The organism is Aeromonas sp. QDB03, from assembly GCF_027707985.1.
In the GTDB taxonomy this organism is placed as follows: domain Bacteria; phylum Pseudomonadota; class Gammaproteobacteria; order Enterobacterales; family Aeromonadaceae; genus Aeromonas; species Aeromonas hydrophila.
On the sequence record NZ_JAPCJG010000001.1, the window covers coordinates 717,265 to 729,147 of the forward strand.

General features: G+C 62.6%; 12 protein-coding genes. 10 read left to right on the forward strand and 2 right to left on the reverse strand.

Going from position 1 to position 11,883, the window contains the following annotated elements; all coding sequences use genetic code 11:
- The first annotated feature begins 6 nt into the window (after window positions 1–6).
- The 6 genes from PG900_RS03200 (at window position 7) to ttcA (ending at window position 6,274) form a co-directional block, all read left to right on the forward strand.
- A complete protein-coding gene (locus PG900_RS03200) occupies window positions 7–2,406 on the forward strand; it encodes a heavy metal translocating P-type ATPase (RefSeq protein WP_270800984.1) in 2,400 nt (799 codons plus the stop codon).
- Window positions 2,407–2,533: 127 nt separating this feature from the next.
- Complete coding sequence (ccoS, locus tag PG900_RS03205) at window positions 2,534–2,725, forward strand: cbb3-type cytochrome oxidase assembly protein CcoS (RefSeq protein ID WP_024945238.1); 192 nt, start codon at window positions 2,534–2,536, stop codon at window positions 2,723–2,725.
- Window positions 2,709–3,395 (forward strand): sulfite exporter TauE/SafE family protein, encoded by a 687-nt coding sequence (locus tag PG900_RS03210; RefSeq protein ID WP_270800983.1) that lies wholly within the window; start codon window positions 2,709–2,711, stop codon window positions 3,393–3,395. Before ccoS ends, PG900_RS03210 begins: the two co-directional genes overlap by 17 nt.
- A gap of 68 nt (window positions 3,396–3,463) precedes the next feature.
- Window positions 3,464–4,219, forward strand: coding sequence for an FNR family transcription factor (locus tag PG900_RS03215; protein ID WP_005300768.1), 756 nt, complete (start codon window positions 3,464–3,466; stop codon window positions 4,217–4,219).
- Between the two features lie 134 nt (window positions 4,220–4,353).
- On the forward strand, window positions 4,354–5,298 hold the full coding sequence (uspE, locus tag PG900_RS03220) for a universal stress protein UspE (RefSeq protein ID WP_270800981.1): 945 nt from the start codon (window positions 4,354–4,356) through the stop codon (window positions 5,296–5,298).
- Between the two features lie 67 nt (window positions 5,299–5,365).
- On the forward strand, window positions 5,366–6,274 hold the full coding sequence (gene ttcA / locus PG900_RS03225) for a tRNA 2-thiocytidine(32) synthetase TtcA (protein WP_011706151.1): 909 nt from the start codon (window positions 5,366–5,368) through the stop codon (window positions 6,272–6,274).
- An 83-nt stretch (window positions 6,275–6,357) separates the two neighbouring features.
- Here the strand turns inward: ttcA and PG900_RS03230 are convergent, their stop codons facing one another.
- A complete protein-coding gene (locus PG900_RS03230; protein WP_270830902.1) occupies window positions 6,358–7,035 on the reverse strand; it encodes a DUF2987 domain-containing protein in 678 nt (225 codons plus the stop codon).
- A 71-nt stretch (window positions 7,036–7,106) separates the two neighbouring features.
- A complete protein-coding gene (locus PG900_RS03235) occupies window positions 7,107–7,844 on the reverse strand; it encodes a hypothetical protein (protein ID WP_029303065.1) in 738 nt (245 codons plus the stop codon).
- A gap of 268 nt (window positions 7,845–8,112) precedes the next feature.
- On the opposite strand from PG900_RS03235, the gene PG900_RS03240 reads away from it, so the two are divergent.
- The 4 genes from PG900_RS03240 (at window position 8,113) to rbsC (ending at window position 11,868) form a co-directional block, all read left to right on the forward strand.
- A complete protein-coding gene (locus tag PG900_RS03240; protein WP_270830903.1) occupies window positions 8,113–8,730 on the forward strand; it encodes a glutathione S-transferase family protein in 618 nt (205 codons plus the stop codon).
- A gap of 205 nt (window positions 8,731–8,935) precedes the next feature.
- Window positions 8,936–9,355 (forward strand): D-ribose pyranase, encoded by a 420-nt coding sequence (rbsD, locus tag PG900_RS03245; RefSeq protein WP_270830904.1) that lies wholly within the window; start codon window positions 8,936–8,938, stop codon window positions 9,353–9,355.
- Between the two features lie 18 nt (window positions 9,356–9,373).
- The gene (gene rbsA, locus PG900_RS03250; RefSeq protein WP_270830905.1) at window positions 9,374–10,906 is read left to right on the forward strand and encodes a ribose ABC transporter ATP-binding protein RbsA; all 1,533 of its coding nucleotides are present in this window, start codon (window positions 9,374–9,376) and stop codon (window positions 10,904–10,906) included.
- Window positions 10,903–11,868, forward strand: coding sequence for a ribose ABC transporter permease (rbsC, locus tag PG900_RS03255; protein WP_011706157.1), 966 nt, complete (start codon window positions 10,903–10,905; stop codon window positions 11,866–11,868). The genes rbsA and rbsC overlap by 4 nt, the downstream gene beginning before the upstream one ends.
- Window positions 11,869–11,883: the final 15 nt, after the last annotated feature.

Sequence of the window (11,883 nt, forward strand, 5' to 3'; positions counted from 1 at the left end):
GCTGTCATGAGCGGCTGCTTTCACTGTGGTGAGCCGGTGCCCGCCGGCAGCCGCTATGCCCTCGAGATAAAAGGCATAGTCCAGCCCATGTGCTGCCCCGGTTGTCAGGCGGTGGCGGAAACCATTCTGGAGTGCGGCCTGGCCAGCTACTACGAGCACCGCACCGCCCCCGGCACCAAGGGCGAGCTGGTGCCCGCAGAGCTCGCCGCCCTCACCCACTATGATCTGGCCGAAGTGCAGCAGGATTTTGTCACCGACAGCGCCACCGGCAGCCACAAGGTGCGCGAGATCCAGCTGACGGTGGAAGGCTTGACCTGCGCCGCCTGTGCCTGGCTCATCGAACGTCATCTGGGCAACCTGGCCGGGCTGCACTACATCAACGTCAACACCACCACCCACCGGGCCCGCATCAAGTGGGATCCGGACCGGCTCTCGTTGAGCGACATCCTCAAGGGCTTTGCCAAGATCGGCTATCGCGCCTACCCCTTCCAGACTCACCAGCAGGAAGCGCTCTACGCCAAAGAGGTGCGCAGCTACATGTTCCGGCTGGCACTGGCGGGGCTCGGCTCCATGCAGGTGATGATGTGCGCGGTGGCGCTCTACATGGACCTCTTCATCAGTGTCGAAGAGGAGTTCATGGTCTACTTCAAGTGGATAAGTCTGCTGCTCTCCACCCCCATCATGATCTACTCGGCCCAGCCCTTCTACGTGGGTGCCTGGCGCAGCCTCAGGCAGGGGCACCTCTCCATGGACGTGTCGGTGTCGCTGGCACTGATCGGTGCCTTCGTCGCCTCCATGTGGGCCACCGTGTTCAATACCGGTGAGGTCTATTACGACTCCATCACCATGTTCGTCTTCTTCCTGCTACTGGGACGCTTCCTCGAGCTGCGGGCCAGACGCAAGGCCTCCGAGTCGAGCTCCAACCTGGCGCGACTGGTGCCCATCATGGCCACCCGGCTCGATGAGGAGGGTGAACACGAGGTGGCCGCCAAGACGCTGCAGGTCGGCGACCGGGTGCGGGTGCTGGCGGGTGCCACCCTGCCGGCGGATGGCATCATCCTGCTTGGGCAGGCCAGCCTCAACGAATCCATGCTGACCGGCGAACAGCTGCCACTGTTCAAACAGGCGGGGGATGCCGTCTATGCCGGCACCATCAACACGGATGCGCCGCTGCAGATCCGGGTCAGCCACCGTATCGAAGAGTCGCGGATCGCCCAGATCATGCGGCTGCAGGATCACGCCCTCGACGACAAACCGGCCATCGCCCAGATGGCGGATCAACTGTCGCGCCACTTTATTCTGGTGCTGCTGATCATTGCCGCCGCGGTCTGGACCTTCTGGCACTTCCATCAACCGGATCAGGCGTTCTGGGTCACCCTGGCAGTGCTGGTGGCGACCTGCCCCTGCGCCCTGTCGCTGGCCACCCCCACCGCGCTCACCTCGGCCACCGCCCGCCTGACCCGTGCCGGCATCCTGCTGCGCCGTGGCCACGTGCTGGACGTGCTGACCCGGGCCAACCGCATCGTGATGGACAAGACCGGTACCCTGACCACGGGCAACATCAGCCTGACCAGCACGGAAGCCCTGGGCAATCTCGACGAGGCACGCTGCCTTGACATCGCCCGCGCCCTGGAGGCCTATTCCGAACACCCCATCGCCCGCGCCTTTCGCAGCAACGCCGCAGAGGACACCATGCTGCTGGCGGCCAGCAAAGTGACCCCCGTCATCGGACACGGTATCGAGGGGGCGATCGACGATCGCCACTATCGCCTCGGCAGTGCCCGCTGGCTCGGCATCAGCGATGCCCATGAAACGCAGGCGGACGAGCTGGTCATCTATCTGGCCGACGAGGATCGAGTGCTCGCCCGCTTCCTGCTGACCGATACCCTGCGCCCCGATGCGAAGGCGCTGATCCAGGCCTTCAAGGCGGCCGGCCTCAAGACCACCATCCTCACCGGCGACAGCTCTGCCCAGGCCGACGAGGTGGCCCGCGAGCTGGGGGTCGACGAGCTGGTCAAAGGCGTCACGCCGGATGGCAAGCTGGCCTACCTCAAGGAGCACGAGGCCCGCGGCGACATCAGCATCATGGTGGGTGATGGCATCAACGACGCCCCTGTGCTGGCCGGCGCCCACGCCTCCTTCGCCATGGCCGGCGGCACCGATCTGGCCAAGAACAGCGCCGACGCCATTTTGCTGGCCGACGATCTCTCCCGCCTGCTGGATGCCCGCACCCTGGCGCTGCGCACCCGCAAGATCATCAAGGAGAACTTCGCCTGGTCCATCGGCTACAACCTGCTGGTGCTGCCATTGGCGGCGAGCGGCTGGCTGCCCCCCTACGTGGCGGCGGCGGGCATGTCATTGAGCTCCCTCATAGTCGTCACCAACTCCATGCGGCTCAACCGCTGAGCCGTGGCCACAGGGACAGACAGGGTGAAGGGAGCTGGCTCCGCTCAGGCTCCCTTCACCATCACATCGACGGGCCCGCGGCCACCAACGGGTGTACCATGACCCCTTTCATTACAAGGTTTGCTGCATGAACATCATCTTCGTCCTCATCCCCATCGCCATCCTCTTCGTCATCATCGCCGGCGCCGTCTTCTTCTGGGCCATTCGCTCCGAGCAGTTTGAAGATCTAGACCGCCAGGGTTCCAATATCCTGTTCGATGAAGAGCAACCCGCCCCCAAACACGTTGAACACGAGCACAAAGATGACGGCCACCCTTGATCTGCTGGGCGCCCTGCTGGTGGGACTGGCTGGTGCCGGCCACTGCATCGGCATGTGCGGCGGCGTCTCTGCCGCCCTCTCCATGGCCATTCCTGCCGAGAAGCAGCACTTCTGGGGCCGGCTCGGTTACCTGCTCAACTACAACCTCGGCCGGATCTTGAGCTATGTGATTGCCGGCGCCTTGGTCGGGGGGCTGCTGGCCACCACCAGTGAACTCGGCGCGGGCAAGCACGCTATCGCCGGCCTGCGGCTGGTGGCGGCCTTCCTGATGATTGCCCTCGGGCTCTATCTCGCCGGCTGGTGGCAGGGGGTGTTGCTGCTCGAGCGCATTGGCGCCAGGTTGTGGCCCCGCCTCAAGCCGCTGGCGGGCAAGTTCATCCCCTTCACCTCGGCCTGGCAGGCACTGCCGTTTGGCATGGTGTGGGGCTGGCTCCCCTGCGGGCTGGTCTACTCCATGCTGACCTGGAGCGCAGCGGCGGGATCCGCCGGCGGTGGAGCGCTGATCATGCTCTTTTTCGGCCTCGGCACCCTGCCGACCCTGTTTGCGCTGGGGGGGCTGGCGGATCGGCTGCGCTACTGGCTGACCCTGCGCAGTTTGCGCCTTGGTGGAGCCCTGCTGCTCATCGCATACGGGCTGCATACCCTCTGGGTCGGGATTGCGTCCTTTTGAAACCCTATCCAAAACGGATGAGTTGATGGTAAACTTGTTTGATATAAATCAATTATTCGTATGAGCCTATGATCCCGGAAAAGAAACCTGGCAGACGTATTCAGAGCGGTGGCTGTGCAATTCATTGCCAGGATTGCAGCATCAGCCAGCTCTGCATTCCCTTCACTCTGAACGACAACGAGCTCGATCAGCTGGACAGCATCATCGAGCGCAAGAAGCCGATCCAGAAGGGTGAAGAGTTGTTCAAGGCCGGCGATGAGCTTAAATCGCTCTACGCCATCCGTTCCGGGACCATCAAGTCATACACCATCACCGAGCAGGGTGACGAGCAGATCACTGCCTTCCACCTGGCTGGCGATCTGGTCGGCTTTGACGCCATCCACAAGCAGGCGCACCCCTCCTTCGCCCAGGCGCTGGAAACCGCCATGGTGTGCGAGATCCCGTTCGACGTGCTCGACGATCTTTCCGGCAAGATGCCGAAGCTGCGCCAGCAGATCATGCGGCTGATGAGCAACGAGATCATGGGCGACCAAGAGATGATCCTGCTGCTCTCCAAGAAGAATGCCGAAGAGCGCCTTGCCGCCTTCCTGCACAACCTGTCGGTGCGCTTCTCCGAGCGTGGCTTCTCCGCCAAGGAGTTCCGCCTCTCCATGACCCGCGGCGACATCGGCAACTACCTCGGCCTCACCGTCGAGACCATCAGCCGCCTGCTGGGCCGCTTCCAGAAGTCCGGTCTCATCAGCGTCAAGGGCAAGTACATTACCGTACTGGATCACGTCGCCCTCGGCGTCATGGCCGGTGCAACCCGCCCCCCCTGCGGTTAAGCATCCTCTCTCTGGTGCCGGATCGGTTTACCCCGAAATTTGATCCGGCACACGTCCCCCCTTCTCCTCCTGAGCTAAGCTGTAATGGCTAAAGGTCTGCCATCATTGGTATTTTTGCCAAGGAGGAGGAGAACATGGTCAAGTACCAAAAAATTCTGGTGGTCATCAACCCGGAAGAAGAGCGGCAAATCGCCCTCGAACGTGCGGTCAAGGTAGCCGAGCTGGATGAAGGCGCCCAACTGACCCTGTTGCTCACCATTTACGACTTCTCGTATGAAATGACCGCCATGCTGTCGGTGGATGAGCGGGAAGAGATGCGCCACGGGGTCATTGCCCAGCGCCGCGAATGGCTCGACGACATTCTCAAACCCTACCGCGCCCGAGGACTGGATTGCGAGATCAAGGTGGTCTGGCACAACCGTCCCTTCGAATGCATCATTCAGGAAGTACTGGAGCAGCGCCACGATCTGGTGGTCAAGGCCACCCACCACCACTCCTTCCTGCAAACCTTCATCTTCACCCCCACCGACTGGCATCTGCTGCGCAAGTGTCCCTGTCCGGTGCTGCTGGTGAAAGAGGGTCATTGGCAGCGGGGCGGCAACATCATCGCCGCCATCAATTGCTCCAGCGACGATCAGGATCAGAAACTGCTCAACGAGCGGATCACCGAAGAGGGGATCGCCATCGCCGAGCTGCTCGGCTCCAACCTCTATCTGGTCAACACCTACCCGGGCACCCCGGTCAACGTGGCCATCGAGCTGCCGGAGTTTGACCCCAACGCCTACAACGACGCCATTCGCAAACACCACGAGAGCCTGCTGCTGAGCCACGCCGACAAATATGGCATCGGCCATCTCTGGACCCGGGTGGCGGAAGGCCTGCCCGAAGAGGTGCTGCCCGATCTCGCCGGCGAGCTGCAGGCCACCCTGATGATCATGGGGTGCGTCGGTCGCACCGGGCTCTCCGCCGCCCTGCTCGGCAACACCGCCGAACACGTGGTGGATCGCCTCGCCTGCGACATGCTGATCCTAAAGCCCGCCGATTACAGCTGCCCGGTCGATAGCCGCCGTCCCGCATAAGCCTTTCTTGCCCTCCCCCGGGACATGGCTATAATAAGCCGCTTATTTTTGTCCCGGGTTTCAGGTCATGCTAGAAGAGCTTAACGCCAAAGAAAAATACAGTTTCAACAAACTGCAGAAGCGCCTGCGGCGCAACGTAGGTCAGGCCATCGCCGACTTCAATATGATTGAAGAGGGTGACAAGGTCATGGTGTGCCTGTCCGGCGGCAAGGACAGCTTCGCCATGCTCGACATTCTGATGAGCCTGAAGGCCAGCGCCCCCATCCACTTCGATCTGGTGGCGGTCAACCTGGATCAGAAGCAGCCCGGCTTCCCCGAGCACGTGCTGCCCGAATACCTGACCACCCTCGGCATCGATTTCAAGATCGTCGAAGAGGATACCTACGCCATCGTCAAGGAGAAGGTGCCGGAGGGCAAGACCACCTGCGCACTCTGCTCCCGCCTGCGCCGCGGCATTCTCTACCGCACCGCCCAGGAGCTGGGCTGCACCAAGATTGCCCTTGGCCACCACCGCGATGACATCCTCGAGACCCTGTTCCTCAACATGTTCTACGGCGGCAAGCTCAAGTCCATGCCGCCCAAGCTGGTGAGTGACGATGGCAAGAACGTGGTGATCCGCCCGCTCGCCTACTGCAAGGAGAAGGACCTGGTGCGCTATGCCGAGGTCAAGGCCTTCCCCATCATCCCGTGCAACCTGTGCGGCTCCCAGGAGAACCTGCAGCGCCAGGCCATCAAGCAGATGATGCAGGAGTGGGATCGCCGCTTCCCGGGTCGCCTCGAGACCATGTTCACCGCCATTCAGGACGTGATCCCGAGCCACCTGCTCGATCACAAGCTGTTTGACTTCAAGAGCATCAACCGCGACTCCGGCATCATCGACGGCGGCGACAAGGCGTTTGATCCGCCCGAACTGCCCAAGGCACCGCTGCTGGACATCGACGAGATGGACATGCTGGACGTCATTGAGGTGCGCTAAGCCCACCTCAGCCACAAAAAAGGAGCGCCAGGCGCTCCTTTTTCATTTTATGCCGGCCACCCTCAGTGGCGGCTCAAGATGGGCTAGCCCTTGTGCAGCCAGGGCGTCAACCGCAGGATCTCTCCCTGCAGCTGCAGCTTGCCCTCGGCAAACTCCGCCAGCTGGGCGTTGCTCAGCAGCAGTTGCCCCTCCTGCCAGGGCAGCGGCAACTGGCGAGCACCGTCGATGAGGTAGGCGGTGCCGCTTGGTTGCACCAGGCTGACCCTCACCCCCGTCATCTCGGGCAGGAAATATTTGCCGACCATGCCGGCCAGCTTCTCCAGCAGGCTCTGCATGTCGTGCTGGCGCCCCGTCAGCTCGCTCACCTTGAGCTCCCACCGACTGTCTGCCGGCTGCGGCACGTCCGCCATCACCTGTACCGACAGATCGCAGGCCTCATGGGGCTCGGTGAGCCCTACCACTACGGTCGCCTTGTCGAGATTCAAGTCATCGTCATAGGGCAGCCGCAATTCGCTGTCAACGGTCACCTCGGCCGCCACATCCCGATCCAGGGTCGAGACACGGGCCGAGGTGAGCAGGCAGCGCCGGCCATTTTGCTGATCGGTCAGATAAAAACCCAGCCTGGCGTGACCAAACTCCCCTTTGACGAAGGTCTTCATCTGGCTGTAGAAGGTGCCGTACTGCAGCTCAAGGGAGGGCTGCGCCACTGCCAGCATGGGCGCCATCAGCAGCGCGGCCGCCATCCCGTATCGATTGTTCATATGCCATCCTTTTGCATCACGCATCTGCACGCGCCGCTATCTGTTGCTGTTGTCTGACGCCCTGCATGCCGTCAGGCGTTGAAATGATCGGGGCCCTGGCTCACCTCGGTCACTTCGACCGCCACCCCGCACAGATCCCGGTAGAGGATCCCCTTGCAGTTGAAATAGAGCGGTGCCACCCAGATAAGCCCCAGCCCCATGGGGATCAGCGCCAGGAAGAATAGCGCCATCATGACCCCGTGCAGCAGCACTATGCTGGGCCAGCCGCGGGCAAACAGGCGCAGGGAGACCAGAATGGCCTGCACCGGCGACAGGCCGCGCTCCAGCACCAGCGGCACGGTAAACACCAGCCCCATGCCGATCAGCGCCGACGGAATGAAGGCCAGCATCACCGGCAGACCCAGCAGTTCGAACAGCGGGCCGAACAGGCTGGTGATGAGGCTGCCGAGCAGGCTCAGGCTGCCAAGGCGCAGGAAGTGGCGAAAGAAGTCAAATACCTGGCTCGGCCGGGCACGCACCCCCACCGACTGCTGCAAGCCCAGCATGTCGAGGGAGGAGGTCATGGGCGACATGATGATGGTGATGAGCAGGCTCAGCACCAGGGCCACGTCCATCCCCCCTTCCTGATTGACGTAGGGGGCGAGCAGGGTGTTGCTCAGCAGCATCCAGATGGCCGTCACCCCGACGATGGCCAGCAGCAAGCCGAATCCGGTGCGCCGTGTCTGTTGCCAGCTCTCCTGCAATACCCCCTTGAGGTCGAGACGATATCCCTGGCTCAGGGACTGTTCGAGGGAACCACCTATCCGCATTTTGTTACTCAATTGACTACCCAACATCCGAAAAACTGCTATTCAGGGAGCACATTATAGCGATTTGACCCGGCATGCGTAGCCGTTTTTCCCGCGCGGCTGCGCTCAAAAAGCCTTTGATTTCATCAGCCCCCATAGTCCAGGCCAGGATCCCCTCCTTGGCCGACGCCAACCAGGGGCGTAGGATGCCAGGCGACAGTGCGGATTTTTCTGCGCGCCCCGCCCTACCCGGGATCGCAGGGGGCACGCGCTTCACAAGGAGATGTTCATGTCTGATTTGACCCTCTATCTTGCGCCCGGTACCTGCGCCATGGCCGTGCGTATCGCCCTCACCGAAGCCGGTGCCCCTCACCGGATCAAGCAGCTGGATCTGGCGGCCAGCGAGCAGCGCTCCCCTGCCTATCTCGCCATCAACCCCAAAGGCCGAGTGCCGGCTCTCGTTACCGAGCGCGGCGTGCTCACCGAGACGCCGGCCTTGCTGCTCTATGTGGCGCAGCGTTTTCCCCATGCCGGGCTGGCGCCGCTGGACGACCCCTTCCTGCTGGCCAGGATGCAGGAGGTGCACGGCTTTCTCGCCGCCACCGTGCACGTCGCCCATGCCCATGGCCGGCGCGGCAGCCGCTGGGCCGATGACCCGCTGGCCATCGCCGCCATGCAGGCCAAGGTGCCGCACAACATGCGCGAGGGCTTTGCCGAGATTGAACGCCATTATCTGGCCGGCCCCTGGGTACTGGGGGAGCGGTTCAGCCTGGCCGACATCTACCTGTTCGTGGTGGCGAGCTGGCTCGAGGGCGACGGGGTGGCCATCAGCGAATTTCCCAAGGTAGCGGACCACTATCGGCGCATGCTGGCACGCCCCGGCGTGCAGCAAGGGCTAGCCCTCTAATCCTCTCGTTGCGGGTGCCAGTGCTCTTCTGGCACCTGTTTTTCCCCGCTTTCCCCTCGCCATTGAGATCGTTTTCACATTTCTGCCATCTCTTGGTGGATCAAAACCGCCTGAGCGCCTATCTTCCACCCCATGACGCAACCGGTTGCGTAACCGGTTGCCTAGCTAACATCAGATACGCGGGCATAGCCTGCCGAGGTGCTGTATGAAACGAGGCGTACTGCTCAATGCTCCCCTGAGTGCCCTGGTGGCACGGATGGGTCACACCGACGAGATCACCGTCTGCGATGCCGGCCTGCCCATTCCAGCAGGCCCGGAGCGCATCGATCTGGCGCTGATGGCGGGGACGCCGAGCCTTGAAACCGTGCTGACCGCCCTGCTCACCGACCTGGTGGTGGAGAAGGTGATCATGGCGAGCGAGATCAAGCAGATCAGCCCCGCCGCCCATCAGGCGCTGGTGGATCAGCTGGAGGCGCACGCCGTCGCCCAAGGCAAGCCCATCACCATCGAGTACTGCCTGCACGAAGCATTCAAGGCTCGCTCCCACCAGAGCAAGGCCATCGTGCGCAGCGGCGAGGTGACCCCCTACGCCAATCTCATTCTCTGCGCCGGCGTGGCGTTTTAAATTCCCAAGGAAGCAGCTATGAGCAACGCCAATATGCTCCCCTCGCCCATTCTGGCTCTTTCCGGGATCGTCAAGACCTTCCCCGGGGTGCGCGCCCTCGATGAGGCGGGCCTCAAGGTCTATCCGGGCCAGGTGATGGCCCTGCTCGGCGAAAACGGCGCCGGCAAGTCGACCCTGATGAAGGTACTGACCGGCATCTACCAGGCCGATGCGGGCAGCATCAGCTATCGCGGCCAGCCGGTTCACTTCAAGGGCCCTCGCGACTCTCAGGATCAGGGGATCAGCATCATCCACCAGGAGCTGAACCTGCTGCCTGAGCTGTCGATTGCTGCCAACATCTTCCTCGGCCGCGAACCTCGTACCCGTTTTGGCAGCATCGACCACAAACAACTGCGCGAACGGGCCAGCGGTCTGCTGGCACGGCTTGGCGTCAAACACGGCCCGGATACCCGGCTCGGGGATCTCTCCATCGGTGAGCAGCAGATGGTGGAGATCGCCAAGGCGCTGTCGTTCGATGCCAGCGTCATCATCATGGACGAGCCCACCGATGCCCTCACCGACACCGAGACCGAGCAGCTGTTCGTGGTCATCCGCGAGTTGCGTGAGCAGGGCTGCGGCATCGTCTACATCTCCCATCGCTTGAAGGAGATCTTCGAAATCTGTGATCGGGTCACCGTGCTGCGCGATGGCAAGTGGATAGGCGAACAGGCGGTGAGCGAGCTCGACGAAGACAGGATCATCGAGATGATGGTGGGTCGCCGGCTGGAAGAGCAGTACCCGCGCCTCGCCCGCGAGCTCGGCCCGGTCAGCCTGCAGGTCAAGGATCTGGCCGGCCCCGGCGTGCGCGGAGTGAGCTTCTCCCTGCGTCAGGGTGAAATTCTGGGCTTCAGCGGCCTGATGGGCTCCGGCCGTACCGAGCTGATGAAGCTCATCTACGGTGCCAGCCCCATCAGCGCCGGTGACATAGCCGTGGATGGCCACGCACTGGTCCCCAAGAGCCCGGCCGATGGCCTGGCCGCCGGCATCGCCTACATCTCCGAGGATCGCAAGGGTGATGGCCTGGTGCTGGAGCTGTCGGTGCGCGAAAACATGAGCCTGTGCGCCCTTGGCGAGTTCATCAGCCACGGCAAGATTGACGGCCAGGCCGAGCGCCAGGCGGTGGGCGACTATGTGCGCCTGTTCAACATCAAGACCCCGAGTCAGGATCAGCTGATCAAGCTGCTCTCCGGCGGCAACCAGCAGAAGGTGGCCATCGCCAAGGGGCTGCTGACAAGGCCCAAGGTGCTGATCCTGGACGAGCCGACCCGCGGCGTCGATGTCGGCGCCAAGAAGGAGATCTATCAGCTCATCAACCAGTTCAAGAAGGAGGGGATGAGCATCATCCTGGTCTCCTCCGAAATGCCGGAAGTGCTCGGCATGAGTGATCGCATCATGGTGATGCACGAAGGGCGCATCAGCGCAGAATTCAACACCCGCGATGCCAATCAGGAGAAGCTGATGGCAGCGGCAGTCGGTAAACAGTGGCAAGCAGAGCAAGAGGCAGCACAATGACAACCCAAACCCTTTCCCGCCGCGGCGTCATGAGCAAGGCCTGGTGGATCGAGAACAAATCCCTGGTCGCGCTGCTGGTGCTGATCGGCGTGGTCTCCTTCCTGAGCCCCAACTTCTTCACCGCCGACAACCTGCTCAACATCCTGCGCCAGACCTCGGTCAACGCCATCATGGCGGTCGGCATGACGCTGGTTATCCTCACCGCCGGCATCGATCTGTCGGTCGGCTCGGTACTGGCCCTGTGCGGCGCCCTGGCCGCCACCATGGTGGCCATGGAGCTGCCCATCGCCCTGGTGATCCCCCTCACCCTGGGGGCCGGCGCCCTGCTTGGCGGCATCAGCGGCCTCATCATTGCCAAGGGCAAGGTACAGGCCTTCATCGCCACCCTGGTCACCATGACCGCCCTGCGCGGCGTCACCATGGTCTATACCGAGGGGCGCCCCATCTCCACCGGTTTCAGTGACGGCGCCGATCACTTCGCCTGGCTGGGTACCGGTTACCTGTTCGGTCTGCCGGTGCCCATCTGGCTGATGGCCATCGTCTTCCTGCTGGCCTGGTTCATGCTCAACCACACTCGCCTGGGCCGCTACATCTATGCCCTGGGCGGCAACGAATCGGCCACCCGCCTCTCCGGCATCAATGTGGACCGGGTGAAGCTCGCGGTGTATGGTCTGTGCGGCATGCTGTCGGCACTGGCCGGGCTCATCGTCACATCCCGCCTCTCCTCCGCCCAGCCGACCGCCGGTATGGGTTACGAGCTGGATGCCATCGCCGCCGTGGTGCTGGGTGGCACCAGCCTGATGGGGGGCAAGGGTCGCATCATGGGTACCCTGATCGGTGCCCTGATCATCGGCTTCCTCAACAATGCCCTCAACCTGCTCGACGTATCGTCCTATTACCAGATGATCGCCAAGGCCAGCGTGATTTTGCTCGCCGTGATGATCGATAACAAAAGCAAGTAAGCACACACAAGGAAT

Coding starts and splice junctions, on each gene's coding strand:
- rbsC (WP_011706157.1), top strand. CDS start 10,903: ATGACAACCCAAACCCTTTCCCGCCGCGGCGTCATGAGCAAGGCCTGG.
- PG900_RS03200 (WP_270800984.1), top strand. CDS start 7: ATGAGCGGCTGCTTTCACTGTGGTGAGCCGGTGCCCGCCGGCAGCCGC.
- PG900_RS03215 (WP_005300768.1), top strand. CDS start 3,464: ATGATCCCGGAAAAGAAACCTGGCAGACGTATTCAGAGCGGTGGCTGT.
- PG900_RS03240 (WP_270830903.1), top strand. CDS start 8,113: ATGTCTGATTTGACCCTCTATCTTGCGCCCGGTACCTGCGCCATGGCC.
- PG900_RS03210 (WP_270800983.1), top strand. CDS start 2,709: ATGACGGCCACCCTTGATCTGCTGGGCGCCCTGCTGGTGGGACTGGCT.
- uspE (WP_270800981.1), top strand. CDS start 4,354: ATGGTCAAGTACCAAAAAATTCTGGTGGTCATCAACCCGGAAGAAGAG.
- PG900_RS03235 (WP_029303065.1), bottom strand. CDS start 7,844: ATGCGGATAGGTGGTTCCCTCGAACAGTCCCTGAGCCAGGGATATCGT.
- PG900_RS03230 (WP_270830902.1), bottom strand. CDS start 7,035: ATGAACAATCGATACGGGATGGCGGCCGCGCTGCTGATGGCGCCCATG.
- ccoS (WP_024945238.1), top strand. CDS start 2,534: ATGAACATCATCTTCGTCCTCATCCCCATCGCCATCCTCTTCGTCATC.
- ttcA (WP_011706151.1), top strand. CDS start 5,366: ATGCTAGAAGAGCTTAACGCCAAAGAAAAATACAGTTTCAACAAACTG.
- rbsA (WP_270830905.1), top strand. CDS start 9,374: ATGAGCAACGCCAATATGCTCCCCTCGCCCATTCTGGCTCTTTCCGGG.
- rbsD (WP_270830904.1), top strand. CDS start 8,936: ATGAAACGAGGCGTACTGCTCAATGCTCCCCTGAGTGCCCTGGTGGCA.